Origin of the sequence: Bremerella cremea (genome assembly GCF_003335505.1) — a bacterium.
GTDB classification, from domain to species: Bacteria; Planctomycetota; Planctomycetia; order Pirellulales; family Pirellulaceae; genus Bremerella; species Bremerella cremea_A.
Genome location: NZ_QPEX01000027.1, coordinates 31861 through 51670 on the forward strand (window position 1 = coordinate 31861; position 19810 = coordinate 51670).

11 protein-coding genes are annotated in these 19810 nt (G+C 55.1%); 1 reads left to right on the plus strand and 10 read right to left on the minus strand.

The window, feature by feature from the left end; genetic code table 11:
• Nucleotide 1: 1 nt before the first annotated feature.
• The 4 genes from DTL42_RS13675 to DTL42_RS26025 all read right to left on the minus strand — a co-directional run bounded on the left by DTL42_RS13675 (nt 2) and on the right by DTL42_RS26025 (nt 5168).
• Nucleotides 2-4174, minus strand: coding sequence for a M56 family metallopeptidase (locus DTL42_RS13675; RefSeq protein ID WP_114369295.1), 4173 nt, complete (start codon nt 4172-4174; stop codon nt 2-4).
• A gap of 9 nt (nt 4175-4183) precedes the next feature.
• On the minus strand, nt 4184-4576 hold the full coding sequence (locus DTL42_RS13680) for a BlaI/MecI/CopY family transcriptional regulator (RefSeq protein ID WP_114369296.1): 393 nt from the start codon (nt 4574-4576) through the stop codon (nt 4184-4186).
• A gap of 173 nt (nt 4577-4749) precedes the next feature.
• On the minus strand, nt 4750-4956 hold the full coding sequence (locus DTL42_RS26020) for a hypothetical protein (RefSeq protein ID WP_147274277.1): 207 nt from the start codon (nt 4954-4956) through the stop codon (nt 4750-4752).
• A 2-nt stretch (nt 4957-4958) separates the two neighbouring features.
• Nucleotides 4959-5168: a hypothetical protein gene (locus DTL42_RS26025; protein ID WP_147274278.1), complete on the minus strand. Its 210-nt coding sequence runs from the start codon at nt 5166-5168 to the stop codon at nt 4959-4961.
• A 287-nt stretch (nt 5169-5455) separates the two neighbouring features.
• Here DTL42_RS26025 and DTL42_RS13690 point away from each other — a divergent pair, with 287 nt between their 5' ends.
• Nucleotides 5456-11035 carry an Ig-like domain-containing protein gene (locus DTL42_RS13690; protein WP_158545372.1) on the plus strand — a complete coding sequence of 1860 codons (5580 nt, stop codon included), beginning with the start codon at nt 5456-5458 and terminating at the stop codon, nt 11033-11035.
• 166 nt (nt 11036-11201) lie between these two features.
• Here DTL42_RS13690 and DTL42_RS13695 read toward each other — a convergent pair whose 3' ends face one another.
• The 6 genes from DTL42_RS13695 to DTL42_RS13720 form a co-directional block, all read right to left on the minus strand.
• Nucleotides 11202-11621, minus strand: coding sequence for an Ig-like domain-containing protein (locus tag DTL42_RS13695; protein WP_114369299.1), 420 nt, complete (start codon nt 11619-11621; stop codon nt 11202-11204).
• A 154-nt stretch (nt 11622-11775) separates the two neighbouring features.
• Entirely contained in the window at nt 11776-12840 is a 1065-nt protein-coding gene (locus DTL42_RS13700) for a DUF1559 domain-containing protein (RefSeq protein WP_114369322.1), read from the minus strand.
• Between the two features lie 368 nt (nt 12841-13208).
• Complete coding sequence (locus tag DTL42_RS13705; protein WP_114369300.1) at nt 13209-16268, minus strand: hypothetical protein; 3060 nt, start codon at nt 16266-16268, stop codon at nt 13209-13211.
• 97 nt (nt 16269-16365) lie between these two features.
• Nucleotides 16366-16527, minus strand: coding sequence for a cbb3-type cytochrome oxidase assembly protein CcoS (gene ccoS / locus DTL42_RS13710; RefSeq protein ID WP_114369301.1), 162 nt, complete (start codon nt 16525-16527; stop codon nt 16366-16368).
• Nucleotides 16524-19022: a heavy metal translocating P-type ATPase gene (locus tag DTL42_RS13715; protein ID WP_114369302.1), complete on the minus strand. Its 2499-nt coding sequence runs from the start codon at nt 19020-19022 to the stop codon at nt 16524-16526. The genes ccoS and DTL42_RS13715 overlap by 4 nt, the downstream gene beginning before the upstream one ends.
• Before the next feature lie 2 nt (nt 19023-19024).
• On the minus strand, nt 19025-19810 hold the full coding sequence (locus DTL42_RS13720; protein WP_114369303.1) for a sulfite exporter TauE/SafE family protein: 786 nt from the start codon (nt 19808-19810) through the stop codon (nt 19025-19027).

Sequence of the window (19810 nt, forward strand, 5' to 3'; positions counted from 1 at the left end):
TTTATTTCTCGCCAGCAGCCGCAGCCAGGTCGGCGATTTCCTGGTCGGTCATTCGCTGACGGGTTGCTTTCAGCATGTTGGCGAAGTGTTCCTGGCCGGTGGCTTCCGAGGGAAAACCGATGTTATTGCCAGAGTCCGGCAGGTTCGAGGTCGCCAGCTTGTTCCCTTCCGCATCGAGAATCGCAAACCACGGAATCCCGCCGCTGGCCTCACCTCGCATCTCTTTCATGATCTCGGCCGCCCCGGTCCAGCGATGATCCATCTTGACCCAGACATAGTCCTTTTCCCACTGCTTCTTTTCCAGCAGCAAGCGACTCAAACGAAGGCAAGGTCCGCACCACGTGGCGGTCTCTTGCACGAGAACCCGCTTGTTTTCCCGCGCCGCTTTGGCCAAGGCCTCGTCCAGCAACTGGCGGGCGTCGTGCGGCTTGATCTTGTAGTGATCGAGCTGGCTGAAGAGGTTGGTTTTCGCCACGGCTTCCCCTTCGCAAATCTGGCCGGCGGTGATCTTGCCGGCAAGTTCACCCTCTCGATTGACAATCACCAGCAAGAGTTCGTCATTGCTAAGCGGCGGAAGTTTGAGTTCCTGGGCCAGCGTCTGGGCCGCTTCCAATCGATCTTGATCGGTCGGAATGGCCATGAAACGGAAGTCGTCACGATAGGCCCTGAAGTCTTCATCTTCAAACCGAATTTGCATGAGCGACTTCACCCGCGGATCGGTCGGATCGGCAAAGACAATCAGCAGATTTTGGTTGACGATCTTGATATTGCGCTTGCCACTGGCCAAACGTTCAAGCGGTGTTCCTTTGATTTCGAAGGCGCTTTGGGTACGCTCGGCTAAGGTCGGCGGTACATACGGTTTGGGAGCTTCCGGCGTGTTCACCTTACCGAGGTCCACGGTTTGTCCTGGCTCGACGGTAACCTTGGCGACGTTCAAGACGTAGCCAGACGGGTGATCATGCAACGCACATTCGTATTCCCAGCCGGGCGCGAGCGCTGGCATGGTAAACTGGCCCTTTTCATCGGTCGTGATGAGGGCACCAAACCGATTGGATGAATAGACTTTGGTAATGTCCTGAATGCGGTAGCCATAGTAAAGCTTCACTCCGGCGGCGACTTGCGAACCATCCTCGGTCATTAAACGGCCAGTGGCGCTGCCTAGCTTCTTTAAGCGAAACGTCGCGTTGGTTTCATTGGCATCGATTTCGGCGATCGTGCCGAGTGTGCGCGTACCGTCGGTCACGTAAAGGTACGTCGCCTCGGCATAGCGTTCGACCTGGAACTTTCCATCGTTGGTGGTCGAGGCCTGCCAATCATTGTGGCGATTGAAATTGCGCGAAACAGCGTGAATCTTGGCGCCGGCGATTGGCTTGCCGGTCTGGTCGTCGAGCACTTTCCCGGTGAAGAGAACCTTCTCATCGACTTCGATGGATAAGTTCACCTTCTTTTCGGCTTCCCCGGCCAGGGTGAATTTCTCGGCATCGTACCCCGAGATGAACAAACTGTATTCCCCCTCGCCGACGAAGAATTCAAATTCCCCCTCGTCCCCGCTTTTTCGATTGAGCTGATGAAAAGGGCTGACCCATCGGTTCGATTTCTCGGGGTTCGGCAAGATTTCTTTCCCGATGTCGTTAAGGCTTTTCCCTTTTTGTGTCAGGTATAGTAACTCGCCGGCGACCGGTTTGCCGGTGGCTTTGTTCAGCACTTGTCCGTAGACCCTGGTCGAAGGTGCCAGCACAAAATCGTGCTCCGGTACCTCTTCGCCTGGCAGTACCGCAAAACCGGACTGGGCTGGGGCAGACCACTCTTTTCCATAGATCGAGAGCATATAAATCTGGTTCGGAGAGACGAAGATTTCGTACCGCCCGTTTTCGTCGGTCTTTCCTCCACCACGAAAGTCATCAAAAGAATAGCCATCCCCGATCGCACTGACATAGATATCTGCGGCTGGCTTACCGTCAGGCAAGGTCACCTTCCCACGCAGCGGGACGAGACGATCGAGCTTCACGTTAAGCGTCCCTGCGTCCGCGACAGGCTCGTACATGCCGCGGGCACGCACATAACCTTCGATTTTGGGCCAAACGGTCGTCGCCTCTTTCTGCCATGCCGGAAACCAGTTGAACGCTACGCTACCGGTCGCGTCGGTATTCCGAGTAAAGCAATCAAGGTAATAACTGAAATTCAGTTGATCGCTTTCTTGCTCCTTCTTCAGCAGCCACACATGGGTCTTAACCTTCGGCAGTGGTTTTCCATCAGTATCGGTAACATGCACCGTCAAAGGTTTGGCTCCGGTAAGCTCGAGCGTCTCGATCCCGTCGAGCGGAAATTCTGGCTTCTTGGTCAGTTGGTCGCCAGCTTGCTGGTAGGGAAGCGAATAGAGCTTGTAATCGAACCCGGCGTGATCCTTCCAGGCAATCGCGGATTGAATTTGCTCCGACTCTGGAAAAGTGAGCGTAGCGATTCCTTCCGCATTCGTTGTCGCCGGGCCAGCCATGCTGGGATGACCAAGCTGGAGGGCGACTTGTGCAGCTTCGATCGGTGCCCCTTCGCCGTCGACCACCTTCACTTGGGCAGTCTTGATCGGCTCCAAGCGAATTTCCGCAACCTGGGAATCCCCTTCCTTGACGACACCTGGGGGCTTATAAAACCCCATCCGCTTTCCATCGGGCGACATGGCATAGATGCGGCGATAACCCAAACCGATTTCGGCATCTGTTTGATAGTGTCCTTGCTTGTCGGTTGTAAGCTGCTCGTCATGACCGAACTGGGCGCTGACCACATGCACGGTCGCCCCAGCTACCGGTTTGCCGTCCTGGTCGAGGACGACGCCTTCGAGCTTGTGCGTCTTCTTGGGCTTCTGGTCGTTCTTGGCGGACTTGGTTTCGTCCTTCTTTTCTTCTTGGGCGGCCTTTGCTGGCGCAGTTTCTTTGGACTCGCTAACCGGTGGCTTTTCGGCAGGAACCTGGGCGAAGGCCAGGCCAACGACCAGCAGCAGCGAGAGGGCCGTGAGCCCCGCCAGGAAACGTTTGGTGATTCTCAGTTCCACGGGACTAGTCCTTTCAGAAAGAATTCGACGAATGCGTCGTTCCATTTCGCTGTAAGACGACAGGCTGATTCCCAGCGAACCAGCCATTTGCTGATACCGTACGGCCCGCTCGGCCATCTTCACCAGCGACTCGGCATAGTCGGTGGGCTCGACGCGGTTTTCATTTTGCAGATTGAGCGACGTGGCGATATCGTCGCAGATCATCTCGCGCAGCCCGTTCATACGGGCGACGGTCCCATGCACCAGCGGGTTCCACCAATACAAGATGACGGCAATTGCTTGGGCGGTGGTTGTCCAGTGGTCGCGCCGCTGGATGTGAGCCAACTCATGAGCCAGCACACTGCGAAACTGGCAGGAAGACAATTCCAAGTTGATATCGGTCGGCAGCACGACCGTCGGTCGCCACCAAGCCACCACCAGCGGCGCCGGCAGGCTGTTTGATTCGAGCAAGCGAACGTCATTGGCAATCCCCAGTTGCTGACATTGCTCAGCAAGCAGCGCCTGAACGGTTTCGTCTGCCACCGGTTGGCAACTGCTGAGGAAAGCCCGGCAACGCAGGATATTGCGTAGCTGACGCGCGATCATGATGGCACAGCCGAGCAACCAGGCCAGTATCAACGTTAGCCCGGTCAGCCAAGTCCATTTCAGCCAAGCATTGGCATCGGCGACAGGCTCTGCACGGGGTGCTGACTGCGAAAGCACTGGCGGGATTTCCCTTTGCTTAGGCTGAGAACTGGCAGCAACGAGCCTGGCTGGCTCACGAACTACCGGAGCAGGGGAGGCCGTGCGAGGCCGATCTTCAGCGTATGCGGCAGCCTCCGTCTTTGCCATCGGTTGCCTGACTGGCGGCAAGTTCGGCTTCGGCGTTGACTCCACAGGTAAAGTGTTCGTTGCAGGCGACCGGCTGGCGACCACGTCCATACTGGGCAGCATCCCCAACGAAAGCCACGTTCCCAGCGCGACCGCCGCTGGAGCCAGTAGACAGCCCGCTAGGCCAGCGGAAAGGGTCCCGTAGCGTTTCGGCAACGAAGCAAAGCGGCGCGACAGCAGCAATGCTACGCCCAGACACAGCGACGCCGCGATCGCCAGATTCAAGGCAAACACGATCAGCGGTGAAAAGAATGACATGACAGGCCCTTACTTCTTACGAGACTTGGATTCGTTAAGAATCGCCTTCAGTCGTTGGAGCTCGGTCGTGGAAATCTGATTCGATCCCAGTAAGCTCAACACGATGTTAGCAGCCGATCCATTGAAGAAATCGCCGACGAACTCTGCGGCCAATTTCCCTTCGGCCACCTCGCGATCAATACTCGGCACGTAGCGAAACACGCCGTCTTCCTTGCTGCGGACTAACCAGTTTCGCTTCTCCAGGCGATCGACCAAATTCGAGATCGTCGTCCGACTCACGTCGCGATTTTCACGAATTGCTTCCCAGATTTCCGCCGCACTCAATCCGCGTTCCGCTTCCCATAGAAGCTGCAAGATCTCGAACTGGGCTGGGGTTAGTGACCCTTCCGGGCTTTCTGCCATGAGCTATTCCTTGAAACGTTCGCTCGTTACGAAATGTCGCCACGAGACATTTACGACAGGTGTCGACACGCAGATCATAGCGATGCCGACACCTGTCGTCAATGTTTTTTCGGAGAAAGCTTTTGAGCTGTTTGAACGCTGACAATTCCTCTCGCTGTCAGCCATTGAATTGGTCAATAACGAACTGTATTCATAACGAATTCGCGCATGTGCTGACCAACAAGAGAGCTCAGAATTGCCACAACCGCCCCGATGCTACCGTAGATTAAGAACAACGTGGGCAACATCACCAACAGTTCCATCACCACCCCGTCCTCGAAGATCGGGTAGCCTGTGGTCCGATGGAACTCGATGGCTTCGCTATAGCTGTGTATCTGCACGACTAGGCCAACCAGCCAGGTGAAAGCCAGCGACGGGATAAAAGCAGGCCAGACTGCTTCGTTTGCATTGCTTTGCCGGCACCCACATACGCTCCTAGCAAGCTTTGCAGCATCACGAACCAGAGAATCGACGCATTTCCATAAAACGTAGCTGCCAGGGCCGAGGCGAAACATAGCTTGAACAGCGTCGTGGTTCGGTACTGCGTACTCATTCGTTTCGTCGTACCGAAAGAGAACATTCGCCTTGTTGTCTTTGGATAAGTGCAGACCGGAGAAACACCCCGAAATTGAACAAGGAAAGAGTTTCATTTGTGCGCATATATTAACTTGACATAGCATACGCAATCAACTTTACTTATGCGAGTTTCAGCGAGCTCTTTCTTTGGGCAAAAAGGGAATGCCTGAACAGCTTTGCTGGAACACGCGTTCCCTTGATCAAGGTCACAACGCTTCACTCCTGCTTGGCCAGCGAATCCCTCTTCCTCCGATTGCGCAAATCATGTCTCGACAACCGAAAAAGTCCCGCCGCACACGTTCTGCTCGTCAACGTCGCTCAGATCGCGTTTTGCGTTTCGACCAATTAGAAAACCGGTCGATGCTGGCGGCCCACTTTGTGGTGAACACGACCCTCGATACGGTCGACATCACCCCGGGAGATGGCATCGCCGCCGACGCCCAGGGGAACACCAGCTTACGTGCGGCGATCATGGAAGCGAATGCCTTGTCGGGCAACGATACGATTACCTTACCAGCTGGCACGTACACGTTAACCCGTTCTGGCGCTGCAGACGATACGGCGGTAAACGGCGATCTTGATATTACCGATGGGCTAACCATTTTCGGGGCAGGTTCCGGAGAGACGATCATCGATGCCGCAGGCGATCGGGGCTTGGGTGAACGCATCTTTGATATGCCCAAAAAAGCGGCGTTATCTATTGAATTCCACGGGATGACCCTTACCGGAGGCCGCGCGATAGGCTCGACCTACTCCGAGCAAATCGGTGGGGCAATGCGCATTGAGTTCTACAACAATGTGCTGATTACCGACACCCATTTTTTGGATAACCAGGCACCGGTCAACGAAGGCAGTTCGTACTATGGGCTGGGTGGCGCGATTAGCTCGACGGGTAAATTGGAAATCCGTGAGAGCCGATTTGAAGGCAACTACGCCAGCAATTCCGGTGGCGCGATTTACTCGGCAGGCAATCTAACCGGTGTGGCCGACGGGGTAACGCTTGAGGTCTTCGATACAACGTTTACCGGGAACGATGCTCGTTTTGGCGGCGGTGCGCTGAGCGTTGCCGTACCGACTACCATCCATGGTTCCACGTTCGATCATAATACTTCCAAACGCGCCATCGGCAGCTCTGGCCAAGGTGGCGCTATAGAGGCGCAAGATGGTCCCTACAGCAAAATGTCGATCACCAATTCGACGTTTTCTGCCAACGAGGCAGTCTTCGGTGGCGCCATAATTAATAACCTCAGCCGGAGCGCAACCCAAGACAAGTTCTCAATTACTTCCAGCACTTTCGTCAAAAACACAGGCACCGCGATTTACACGAACGGTTCAGGCGCTGCGATTACGTTTGCCAATACGATTGTCGCCAATAATTCTGGCCCGGCCCGTGGGCGTGATGTGGTCGGGGCGGCTTTGAGCCTCGGCTATAATCTCGTTGGCGATGTAACCGGCGCCTCAGGGTTTATCGGGACGGGCGATTTAACGGGCACCGCAGAAAACCCGCTCGATCCCAGACTCGGTCCCTTAGGCGATCATGGAGGCCCTACATTCACGCACGCACTGCTGATCGATAGCTTGGCGATCGACTCTGGCAACACGAGTCTTGCCCCAGCGACAGATCAACGAGGTGTCGCCCGTCCACAAGGCTTGGCCGTCGATATCGGTGCCTTCGAACGAGAAGATGTTGCTCCGATCGCGGTGGATGATTCTGCCGCCACCCAAACCAATCAAACGGTCGTGATACCGGTTTTGGCGAACGACAGCGATCAAGATGGCGATCAACTTCAAGTCGAGAGTGTCACCCAAGGCACCCATGGCACGGTGACCATCAACGCCGACGGCACCGTGACCTATTTGCCTGACCCCGATTATGAAGGACAAGACAGCTTCACCTATACGGTCAACGATGGAACCGGCTTCACCGATGTTGCAACTGTGACCATTCAAATCGGCCTCGTCCGTACGCCACCGGTTGCCCAGGACGATAGCTACACCTTGAAAGAAGATACTCCGCTGACGGTCTCAGCTGTTGCTTCCGGTTCACTCGATCAAGTAAACGATCGCGAGGACGGGATGCATGTGTTTAATGCGAAATATCTGAACCTACAACAACAAGTCGTCGCCGGTCAAGCAGGTCAGCTTAGCTCGGTCGATCTCTTCGTGGGACAAAACACCGAAGCCGGAGCGGTGCTCGACTTCTTCGTGACGCGTGGTGCTCCTTGGCGAACCGGAGTGAAATCTTTTCAAACGCAGTACATCATTCAAGAGTCCGATATCAACAATTGGATCACCATCAATGTCTCTGCGGGCAACTTCGAGTTAAGCGCAGGGGAAACGTTCACCATCGGCACGGTAGCCAACTCGTCTGCCACCCTATTCTTCTACGCCACCAACTCCGATCTATTAAACGGCGACAACTATGCCGCCGGCTCGCTCTATGTAGATGGAAACATTCGCCTTACCCCCGCCCAAAACGACTACGACTTACGTTTTCGTACCCATATAGGGTCGGGCAGCACGGCTGATCCACTTCTAGCCAACGATTACGACCCTGATGGCGATCCTCTTACCGCAAGCTTAACCACCCAAGCCGCGCACGGAACCGTTGTTCTCGAAGCAGATGGTTCTTTCACCTACACGCCCAATTCAAACTTCCAAGGCGAAGATAGTTTCACGTACACCATTAGCGATGGGCAAGGTGGCTTTGACACAGCGACGGTTAGCCTGACCGTAACCGGTGCGAACGATGCCCCCGAGGCAGTTAACGACATCGCTGCGACCAACGAAGACACGTCGGTTGTGATCGATATTTTAGCCAACGATAGCGACTTGGATGGAGATACCTTACAAGTCACGTTTGTCACCAATCCGCGGAATGGCACCGCAATTCTAAATGCAGACCAAACCGTAACGTACACCCCGGCGGAAAACTACTTTGGCTCTGATATCTTCTATTACGATGTCTCGGATGGCAACGGCATAACGCGCTCGGCCAGCGTCACGGTGAATGTAGCTGCCGTGAATGATCCTCCGGTCCTAACAGACGATGTGCTCGAAGTCGACGAAGACCAAAAAATTCTTAACTATAATATTCTGGACAACGATTGGGATGTCGACGGGCCGCTATTAAAAGTTGTCGACTCGACCATTCCTCAGCATGGGACATTGATCTCGCAGGAAGATGGTCAGATCTCTTATATCCCCAACAAGGATTATTTTGGCAGCGATAGCTTTACCTATACGGTGGAAGATGGAGCGGGCGGGTCCAGCACGGCCACGGTGACCATCACCGTTAAGCCGGTCGACGATGCCCCAATTGCCGTGAACGATTCCGCCACCACTGATGAAGACACGCCAGTAACGATTAACCTGCTGGCCAACGATATCGAGCTTGATGGCGATCCACTTTCAATCGACCAAATCAGCACGCCTCCGCATGGCACCGTGATCGACAACGGAAATGGTACGATCACGTTTACGCCGCAGAAAGATTTTAATGGTACCGAAAGAATTGCGTATCGAGTTTCCGATGGCAACGGTGTGAGCGAATGGGCGACTATCGAAATCACGATCACTCCAGTCAACGATCCCCCCAGCCCTGTCGTCGATATCGTCTGGACCGACGAAGATACCCCGATCACCATTGCCGTCTTGGACAATGACCAAGACATTGATGGCGATACCTTATCGGTAATCTCGGTCGGCGAAGCCCCCAACGGCACCACCCAGGTCAACGCCGACGGAACGATCACCTATACACCCAACGCAAACTACAACGGCAACGATACCTTTTCGTACACCGTCAGCGATGGCAACGGAGCAACGGCGACCTCATCGATCACGGTAACCGTTACCCCCACGAATGATCCGCCCGTGGCTGTCGACGATACCTTTGAATTCCTCGAAGACCATGGTTACCTGCTGCATCTGGTCGATAATGACATCGACATCGACGGCGATGAGTTGATCGTACTTAACGTAAGCTCTCCCGTTCATGGCCGCACCGAGGAACGGTCGGCTGGCTGGATCTATCTGCCGGATCTCAACTTCTATGGAACCGAAACTCTCACTTACGAAGTTAGCGATGGCCATGGTGGCACCAATACGGCTACCATTGTCATTCATGTCGCCCCGGTGAACGACCCGCCGTCGCCTGTGGACGATGAAGCTTCGACCGACGAAGACACGGCCGTTGAAATTGATGTTCTGCTTAACGATAGCGATGTCGAAGACGACCCGCTAAGCATTACTGCAGTCTCAACGCCCACGCATGGCACCGTCGAGGTTACAAGCACGGAAAAGATTCTCTATACCCCAGTTGCCGACTTCCACGGCTCCGATAGTTTCACCTACACCATCGACGACGGCAGCGGCAAGACTCGCACAGCTACCGTGGTGGTTACCGTCGGCCCGACCAACGATGCCCCCGTTGCGGTAAACGATTCCGCCGAGACCAAACAAAATACGCCGGTAATCATCCATGTTCTGGCCAACGATTCGGACATCGATGGCGACACGCTCACCGTTTCGGCGACCAGCGAACCAGGGCAAGGTTCCGTGCAAATCAATGCCGACGGCACAATCACCTACACCCCCGATGCCCTGGTGACAGGTAACGATAGCTTTACGTACACCATTTCCGATGGCAACGGTGAAGAAGCGACGGCGACGGTTGAAGTGTTTGTCGCGGAAAATACAAGCTCCAGCTTGGTCACGGTAACGTTGGTTCGCAATGGTTTGCTGCCTTCACTCAACGAGGTCGATAACACGGCCACCCCGTTCTTCCATGAATGGCAAAAAATTGCGGGGCATGTGTGGCTCGATGTTGAAGAGGTCGCTTCCGAGCCACCGGTTGATGTCGTGATTCACTTGACTTCCTCAACGACTTACTTCATCGATCCAGAGATCTCTAGCCACTTAGGAACCTCGGCCACGCTGGAAAACAGCACCGATGGCGATGCTCGTTCCACCACGCTAACGTTATCAGGTGTCGATCTTTCCACGTACCAGGTCGGCGATCGCGTACTTCTCGGCACGTTGCTGTTCCAGCCCGATTCAACGGATCGGCGGGGCTTGTCTGCTGACCTGCCTGGAGAGTATGCCTCGCTCACTACCGACGTCGGTTTCGCTTTGGATGCTGCGACGATTGTGAACGGCAAGATTCTCAACATCGAACCTGAAATCGCGGCTAACCTGGGCCCAGTGATCTACGACCACACAGAAGATGGCCTCGTCGGATTGGCCGACTTTGCCGATTTTGTGATTGCGTTCGGCAAGAAGGCAAATGCTGCCAATCCCGATGCGTACCGCTTCGACTACGACCGAGACGGGCGTGTCTCGCTAAGCGATTTTGCACTGTTCGTCCAATGCTTTGGCACCAAGAAATCGGCCAACCGAGATATCCTGATGCCAGGCCTCAGTGAACCTCTTCCCTCGGCAACCACATCTACACTCTCGCTCGAAGCGGAACCACTTTCACTTAACAAGCCCCTAGAGCAGACTCCCTATCAACCGATAAACGTCGGCCTGGCGGAAGTAAACCATTTCGCTGCTGCTCCTGGCTTGACGTCGGTGGTGTTTACCCCCGCACCAGAGCGTTCTGTGTTTAACGACGTTTCCCGCTCACGCGACTTGGCTGTCGAAACACTCGCTGCCGTTGACTTCCCGATCGAAGGCTTCGGGCCTGGCGACCGGTTCGATCCACGCTTGATCGACGCGATATTGAACGAGGATAACTTCCTTGATCAATCGGCCAACCACTCAAGCCAGGAAGAGCCTTGGGAAGAAACGTTGGCGGCGATCAGTGATCGTCAGCCAAACACCAGCTCTTACGAAGAATAACTTCATGTGAGATAAAAACGCTGGGCGCAAAAAAAGATGGCGCGAGACAGGCAAGGCCAGCTGCCCGTCTCGCGCCATCACCCAGCACTTGATCCGAAAGCACCGTTATCTGGCGAAGCGCGATGGCCAGATAACTGGTTTTTGAAATGCTTTTTCGCGGACTTTATTAAAGTTCGAATTTGAAGTCGTTGCCAGACTTCTCGACCGTGACCGGTTCTGGCCAATGAATCTCTTGGATCCCAGAACCTTGAGGCCGAGGTGGGCGTTTCGAGGAAGAAACCGGTCCGCTCGGAGGACCGCCGCCTGGGAGACTAATGGTAACATTATGCGTCCCCAAAACAGCTCCTTCGTGTTCTGCGGTGAACTGAAGATGGAACACGCCTTGTTCGTCGGTTGTCCCACTCGATGGGCGACCTTCGGTTGGGCTAAACACCACAGTAGCGTCAGCTACAGGCTTGCCATCTTTCGTGACCACCCCGGCCACGTCAGCCAAGGGTACGCTGCTGCTGCTAAAACAGCCTTGGCAGGTCAGCAGCACTGCGAAGCAAATGCCTGCTGGTGTCCAGGCATAATTTCTACTCATCATAACGATCCGTTTTCGAAGTATCTGATTTCAAGTTTGCTGGGGGGCGACCTGGCGAGAAGCGAAGGTCGCTTATTTTTCTGATTCGGGATTTAAGTCGGTTCGCCGGATCAATCTTTACGCTATTCACCTAGCAAACGAACTGGCTTCCCGCTCTTTAGAAATCACCCACCGGCACGCCATCGGCGCGATCCATTAAAGCCGTGTACGTGGGGAAGTTGATCGTTTCGGCAATAAAGCGTGTCGAACCGTCGCCCAGCGTAAACTGAGCTCCGCCTGGATGAGCCGAACGAAACGCGGTGTTATTAAACACATACGTATCGAGTCCCCAGTCAGGGGCCATCCCCATCCAAGCGACATTCACGGCATTGATCGGATAGAGCGTTGCAGTGTAATTGCTTAACGCATTGCTGTCGGTCCCTGTTCCGCCGGACCAAAACCCGCCGTTGACATACCCAGCGCGAGCGTCATGGTCTTTGTTGAGATAGTTAGACTGCTCGCCAACCATGATTGTATTGCTCGAACCATCTGTTAGCGAAGCAAAGTTCGTTGGCTGGCCAGGAAATGCTGGGCCAACATCTTTGCGAAAGACGATCCCCATGCCTCCATTGTCAGCCACGTAACCGCCCCAACCCCATGCCTGTTTATCGCTTAACGTCGATGCGGTTCCACCTTTGTAAACCGATCCGCCATTGGCAGCGTAGTCTGGGATTTGAATATCAATCGTCGCCGGGGCACCAAGACTTTGGGTAGCCGAAGAGGTTGGATAGCTGGAGGTTTTCTTCAAGGGGCTGGAAGGACACCAGTAGCCTTCAACGCGGGCCGTAGCCATCGCTTTCCAACCACGCGCCGGAGCCGCATAGCCCGCGTCGGTGTTGTCGTAGGTGCTGTCTGAAACGTTCACCATATCGTAAGCCGCTTTTTGTTCGATAAACGGTAAGATTCGCGTCATCCACGAGGCGTAGCGAACCCACCCGCTGCTCCCTGGCCACTCGCCAATGGCAATCGGCGGAAACGTTCGATAGGTGTCGTGATAGTTGTGCAGGGCCAGCCCCATCTGCTTCATGTTGTTGCTGCAAGACATTCGTCGAGCCGCTTCACGGGCTTGCTGCACTGCCGGCAACAATAACGCAATCAATACACCGATGATGGCAATCACCACCAACAGTTCCACCAACGTAAAAGCATTTCGCCGCGTGGTGTTCGAGGAACCAAATAACATGGCCTGATACTCCAAAAGAATCATGCGAGAATGGAATAATACAAATTCGTGCAGTCGTGTTGGGCACGATGCTGGGGCATGATGTAGAGACTCTTAACGCTCAATAGCGAGAATTTGTCATCTAGGGTTCTTCGATTCTTTATCAATCAACAACGATTGTCTTTGTGATTATCCACTATCGTAACGCCGAATTTTGACAAATTGTCAATTTACACACAGACACGTAAAATTCCTTGGGCGAAGAATTACCACTTATCGAGTTGCAAACCCTCTTCTGAAATAGGCACGCAACTAAATAGGGGCATGCGGCACCCATCAATCACACTAGAGCAGAATGGCCCCAAAAAAGGGCAAATTGCAAACAGTTCCTACGACTGAATCAAACGCCAGACAAGTGAAACGCCCTCGTCCTTAGTAGGGCGACGAAGTAGATCTAGTTGCTTAGTGCCTGCGCGAAAGACTGCTGACTCTGGTACTGAGCTGGGCGTAGAAAACAAAATTGGCGGGGCGGTGAACTGCTGTTTGATGGCGCCTTCCACAGCAAACGGCTGCACGACAAGCGTGGACGACTCCTCACCGTTTTGAACCTGCAACTGCAGAAAGTGAATCCCACTGGCAAGAGGCCAATCGGAAAACTTCTTCACGACCTGTACTTCTCCATCCTCGCTCTGCTTCACCAACAGCAGTTGCAGTTGTGCGGGCTTACCGGGCGGTACAGCAACATCCCAGGCATGCCAGTTCTGGAAGCTGCGGCGGCCACCGCCTGCCACGAGGTCGCTGGGAGAAACCTGCAGCGGCTCGAAGGCGGAAGAGCGTTCCACGTCAACTTCGTAAGCAGGCTCGGACTCGACCCACATGCTCACTAGCCCAATGAACTTGTTACGCGTGCCGTCCCAGAAGATCTTGCGGGGCAACTTCACGCCGCTATCAATCCAACCAGGGACCTCCCGAGGAAGCTTTCGAGCGATTCCATTGTACTCCAAGTAACCGAACTCAGCGGAAAGCGTCTTTACTTGATGCGAATCAGCACTCCATGCCGGATCGCGCGGGTGCGAGTAGACCGTCAGGGCAGGAGCGTCGAGTTGGCCGACGAGGATCCACTGCTGAATCTGTTGAAACGAGCCGTTCTCTTCCGACCAGGTCACTTGAAAAAAGTAATCCCCACTTGGCCCCAAGTCGGTTAAGCTCAGATTGCATGGATGCCCCGTTGGGGAAGTCTTTCCGCCGACCATTCCTTGGAAGGAAGCATCTGCGGCATCAAACACAAACGCCGCTTCCGGCATTTGGCCGATCGGCCGGGAAGCGTCCACCGGGGCATCGGCTGACTGCACGCGGCACAGCACGACAACGCGTTTGCCTTGCTCGGTCTCGACCACCGCAAGCGGAGAAGGATCGTTCAAGTTCAGTGAACTCGAGCGAGGTTCCAGCTCTAGGGGAATGGCCTCGCTAAAGTTCGAGGCGGCCAGAAGCTGTTTCAAAACAACCACCGACGGCTCCTTGATCAGTTGAGCTAATAGCTCTTGCGGCGACCGATGAAAGGCTTCCTCAGGCCGAACATAGCGTGCCAAGACTTGTCGCAATGCATGCTCGCTGCGAGGTGGTTCTGCGGATACGGTCAGCACGATCACACGCCCGTCGTCCGTAACAGGAACTTCGAGACGTTGCCCGAACACCGAGGCGTCTCGACCGACGTTGCCTTTCAGAAACAAACGCAACTTTGCAATCCGTTGCCCCTCCAGTTCCAAAGGAGTTGTTATCTGAATGCGACCTCCTTCATCGGAAGTTGCTTCAATCACTTCTCCCAAACGCGCCACCGACCAAAGGTTCCAATCTTCCTCCGCGCCGCCGAGGGCGACGTCGGTTGCTACCACGGTAATTCCCACCAGAGGTTGGCCTTCGCTATCAAGCACCGACAGTTCGCGCGGAGCACTGGCACGCAGGCGTTCCAAGGTGACAGTTCGCAAGGTCGTTTCCCCTGGTTTCACTTCTAGAGTAGCAGAACGGGACGGGAAGTCTTTTCTTGATGGTGGGTAGACAGGCAATTGGTATCCATCCGCTGCTACCACAAACGAGTGCCGCGCGTCACCAGCCAAGCAGCGCACCATGGCAATGCCCTCGTCGTTGGTCTTCACGTTAAGAAAAGTCTCGGCCGCCCAAGCACGGATGGCCGATTTCTGCTGCGTGTTCTTGTCCAGCCGGTCCGCCTCGGTAAAGCTTTGCATCCCAGGGATGAACATTTCGCCCCCTAGAAAGCAGCCGTTTGGATTCAGATTCACCGTCGCCCCTGGCATCGGCTGGCCGAGCGCATTCACCACTTTGATCCGCGCGGTTGCTGTGGGCATACAAGGCAGTTCAACTTCAACCTTGTCTTGCTCGGCTGGCAAAGGAAAGAGCTGCGGCCAGAAGGCATCGTTTCGCTCGACAAGCTTCGTAACTAATTCCGGCTCTCCGGCGTTATTCTCCAACAGATAGGTCGACAAACTAGCAGCGGTTGGGCGTTTGGACTGATAGCCGTCGACCAGAGCGACCAGTTGCCCATGCCCGCCGCGCGGCAGCGATTCAAACGTAAACGTTCCGTCTGCTCGAACGATAGTCGTGTCTTGCCAGGTCCAGTTGTTTGCTTCAATGCGATGGTCTTCCCCCTCCAAGATACAAAGCTCGACACAGCCGCCAGTAACAGGGCGGGGGACCGATGCGTCAAGCCGACCTTCCAGGCGAATTCCTGGCTGTAACACCGCCAAAATATTCCCTTGTTCGTCGAAGTTCTTCGGATTTCGAACATCAATCATTTCACTGAAACGGGCCGGACCATCGCCATTGGCGTCGACTACCCGCATCCAACGCCGCTCGGGATCGACTACCGGTGAAACAAAAACGCCAGGCCTGCCTTCCACGGGCTGGAACTCGTGGGGCCAGACGCGCGAACGTTCGAGTAGGGGAATCGCTTTCTCAATCGGTTTGTTGTCTGCATCAACCACTTTCACATAAATAATCTGTCCTGGGTGAAGCACGATTTTCGGTTCCCCAGACAGAGAATATAGCGTGCCCGTCGCCACGTAGCCTGGAGCCGTCGCCGAGATCTCCACGCGGACAGCCCCTTGGGGAACCGCGATTAAGACTTCCCCTTGCTCGTTGGTTATGGGCGGATTGAAGATTGCCTGCAGCAGCTTATCTCCCTCGGCATCTTCCCACCAACCCACACGCACCTCAGCCTCGGCGATAGGTTGGTTCTGGTCGTTTACTACCCGCACGACCTTGGTCTGGGTAACATTGATGTTGATGCCGGGCTTGCCAGGGCGAGGCAGCATCCGCTTCGCAAACTGGCCCAAAGCTGTGCTAGGGAGCAGGCAAACAGCAACCACCAGCAAGATGTGGAGGCAACCAACGACTTTGGTAGAAGCAAATGGAAGAGCGGAAGTGGTCGGCATCCCTGGCACCTCGATCGAAGAGTCCGCATGACAAGTCAGGCCCTTGTGGCCAGCGTCATTCTAACCCACTTGCGAGGCGAATTCCCGAGCTTAGCCGTTAAGAATCCTTCTTTCTTATCGCCCGGTCTTCCTGCAAGATGCGGACGGCAGGGGTTTCCAGGTCGTCGAACTGCCCCTGCTTGGTACACCACACAAACGCTGCCACCGCCATGCCAGCCAAAAAAAGAGCGATCGGAAGGGCGATATAAATAACGCTCATGAGAGGGCCGGTTCGGTTAAAGGTTTGTTCGGTGCTGTCGTTTTGTTGCGTGTAAATGCGCCATTGGATGCTGAAATGGCCAATACCGTCAGCGAGCTAATCGGCATCAAAACAGCCGCCACAATAGGATTGATCAAACCGAGCATACACAACAGCACGGCAGCCCCGTTATACGACAACGAAACAGCGAAGTTGCAGTGAATCGTCCGCAACGTTTGCTTCGATCCGGTGATCACTTCTAAGATCGGGCTGATACCGTGGGTCGTCAAGTAGACGTTGGCTGCTTTGAGGCTGACTTCCGCCCCGCCATCCACGGCAATCCCAACCGAAGCGGTCGCCAGAGCGATGCTATCGTTCACGCCGTCACCAACCATCACGGTTGTTTTTTCGGCAGCCGATTGCTGAATAACGCTAAGTTTGTCTTCCGGTGAAAGATCCCCCATCGTCAGTTCCGGGGCAATTCCAATGGCTCGCCCCACACTGTCGGCGACGCGTTGATGATCGCCTGAGAGCATGCCAACTTGCCAGCCCATCGCTTGCAAACATTCAACGGTAGGTTTGGAATCGGTCCGAATCTGATCTCCCAAGGCACAGACGGTGACGACCACATCCTCGCGGACAACCACAACGGTCGAGTAGCCCTCGGATTGATAGGCGTTAAGCTGCCGCCAAAGTGGGTCGGAAATATCGATCGCATTGTTGGCCAGCATCTTTTCAGAGCCAATCTGCCACGACACACCCTCGATAACCCCACGCAGGCCGACCCCCGGGATTGACTCGAAATCGGCCACGCAGACATCGGCCGGAGCGGTATATTTTCTTCCAATCGCTTCCGCAATCGGATGAACGACGCTCCGTTCCAGCAGGGCGACCAGAGGCATCACGCTTTCCTCCCCCGAGAGCGAGACGACCTGCATTCTCCCTTGAGTCAACGTGCCCGTCTTATCGAGCCAAATAATCCCGGGGTGGGCCAGTCGTTCAAACACGTCGCCCGACTTAATGAGAATCCCCCGCGAGGCCGCGCGCCCTTGGGCGATCGCCACGGTGAAGGGGGTCGCCAATCCTAGTGCGCAAGGACAAGCGACAATCAACAAGGCCATCGCGTGGTTGATGGCCAGTTCCCAGCCGGTGGAAGCCCAAATGGCGACCGTGATCGCCGCCAACAGTAGCACCGCAATCACAAAGTATCCACCGATCCAATTGGCGAACTGGACGATCGGCGTCTTACTGCGAAGGCCATCTTCCACCAGTTCAAAGATCTTGCTCAGCCGCGTTTCGCTGCCAATCGATTGAGCTTCGATCACCAAAGCGCCGGTCATGTTTGTGGCGCCGCTCAACACGCGGTCGCCAACTGCTACCGGCACACCACGCGACTCGCCGGTTAGCATCGATTGATCGACCAGGGACGAACCGTCAACGATCGTCCCATCCGAGGGAACCACGTCCCCAGCCCGAAGACGAATCCAGTCACCTGGCCGAACTGCTTCTAGAGGAATCGATTCGTCTTCGGCCTGCGGATCTTTCGCAGTTAATCGAAAAACGGATCGAGGCAGTAAAGTTCTCAGTAGCGAAATCTTATGAAGGGCCCGTCGTTGCTGTGCGTATTGCAAATAACGCCCCACCAACAACAGAAAAATCAACACTGTTAACGAATCGAAATAAATTTCGCCGCGACCTAAGATGGTGTTTACCAACCCCATCACCGCCCCAGCGGCTAGTCCTAGGGCGACCGGCAAATCCATGTGTGGCGTGCCAGAACGAAACGCTTGCCAGGCGCCACGAAAGAAAACCGACCCAGGCCAAACCAGGCAAACCACCGCAATACCGGCGCTGGTCCAGCGGAACAAGTGGAGAAACTCACTACTCATCCCGCTGAAGAAACCAAGGTAAAGCGTGACGGCGATAAGCATCGTATTGCCAGCACAGGCCCCCGCCACGGCCAGGCGAATCAATTGACGATGCGACTCTTGCCGTTCCAGCCGCTCTTGCCCGTCTTCGGTTACTGGATGTGGCGGATAACCAAGTCGGTCTAGAGTACGCGCGATATCAGAAAGCTTGATTTCGTCGGGCCGCCACTCAATGGTTGCTTGCGACGAGGTCAAGTTCATTTGCGAATGGATTACCCCTGGTAAAAAACGAGGGAGCTTTTCCACCGCAAACACGCAACTCGCACAAAGGACTCCTTCCAACAGAAAACTTGTCCGCACGACCCCGTTTCCCAAGTCTTGGCAATTCTCTGCGGTGAACGTGGGGTGATCGAGATAGGTATAGTTTTGCAGTTCTCTCCGTGCCGCCGCGCTGGCCTCGCGACGGGCTTGGAGCGATTCGAGTAGTTCTTGATCTTCTTGCAGAATCAGATAAGCCGTTTCGCAACCATGGCAACAAAATTGTGCCTGCTGATGCGGGGCAAACAACTCTACGGGAACAGGCAATCCACAGTGCGTACACTCGGCCTGGGCAGGGGGAGGTTCGATTGCTGACGGCGCGGTAGCCATGATCAATCACACGTGTTCCCAGGATGACAACAAGGCAGCGTTGCTTCGCTGGCCGCGTTTACCGCTTCGATGGTCGATCCTTTTCCGGTCAGGTCGGCTGCCAGATCATCGAACATGGCCGACGCCCGCACGGTGATCGTGAAACAACCACTCACAATCAACAACACCGCCGTTGCGGTCGGGATCCAACGCTTCCAACTTTCCGAAAGGCGATGGATGCCCAACACAAACACCGACAACAAGGGGAGTGTGCCGATCCAGAACACCAGCATCACCCCGGGACCGAGCAGCGGATTCGACGTCCCCAACGCAATCAAGACAAACGCATACAACCAACCGCACGGCAGCCAAGCGGTGATGCCCCCAATCATCAAGGCGCGGCGCGCACCGCTGAGCTTGCTGCTCCAGCGATAGCCTTTTTGGACCAAATTTCCCAGACCTGGGGATAGCGGGAAATGAACCGAGCCGACGCGCGACAAGCGAAGCAACGCGAACACCCCGTAGGCGATCATGGCCAAGCCTGTCACCCAAGCCGCCAATCGTTGCCAACCGAGCATGCTGCCTCCTAGATCGACCAACGATCCGGTCCAGCCGGCAACAAGCCCCAACAACAAATAAGTAATCAAGCGGCCCACGTGGTAGCTGGCCAATTGCCAAGCACCGGCCAGCCAAGACGAGGACTCCGATCGTCCAGCAATCAGCGCGAAGGGACCGCACATGCCAACGCAATGGCCGCTTCCCACAAGACTCGCGGTGAGTACCACCAGGGCGATCGAGATAGCCTCCAT

What these genes read in the sequence shown, in the direction of transcription:
- DTL42_RS13705 (WP_114369300.1), bottom strand. Translation starts at nt 16,268, where the DNA reads ATGCCGACCACTTCCGCTCTTCCATTTGCTTCTACCAAAGTCGTTGGT.
- DTL42_RS13715 (WP_114369302.1), bottom strand. Translation starts at nt 19,022, where the DNA reads ATGGCTACCGCGCCGTCAGCAATCGAACCTCCCCCTGCCCAGGCCGAG.
- DTL42_RS13675 (WP_114369295.1), bottom strand. Translation starts at nt 4,174, where the DNA reads ATGTCATTCTTTTCACCGCTGATCGTGTTTGCCTTGAATCTGGCGATC.
- DTL42_RS13680 (WP_114369296.1), bottom strand. Translation starts at nt 4,576, where the DNA reads ATGGCAGAAAGCCCGGAAGGGTCACTAACCCCAGCCCAGTTCGAGATC.
- ccoS (WP_114369301.1), bottom strand. Translation starts at nt 16,527, where the DNA reads ATGAGCGTTATTTATATCGCCCTTCCGATCGCTCTTTTTTTGGCTGGC.
- DTL42_RS13690 (WP_158545372.1), top strand. Translation starts at nt 5,456, where the DNA reads ATGTCTCGACAACCGAAAAAGTCCCGCCGCACACGTTCTGCTCGTCAA.
- DTL42_RS13700 (WP_114369322.1), bottom strand. Translation starts at nt 12,840, where the DNA reads ATGTTATTTGGTTCCTCGAACACCACGCGGCGAAATGCTTTTACGTTG.
- DTL42_RS13695 (WP_114369299.1), bottom strand. Translation starts at nt 11,621, where the DNA reads ATGATGAGTAGAAATTATGCCTGGACACCAGCAGGCATTTGCTTCGCA.
- DTL42_RS26025 (WP_147274278.1), bottom strand. Translation starts at nt 5,168, where the DNA reads ATGAGTACGCAGTACCGAACCACGACGCTGTTCAAGCTATGTTTCGCC.
- DTL42_RS13720 (WP_114369303.1), bottom strand. Translation starts at nt 19,810, where the DNA reads ATGGAGGCTATCTCGATCGCCCTGGTGGTACTCACCGCGAGTCTTGTG.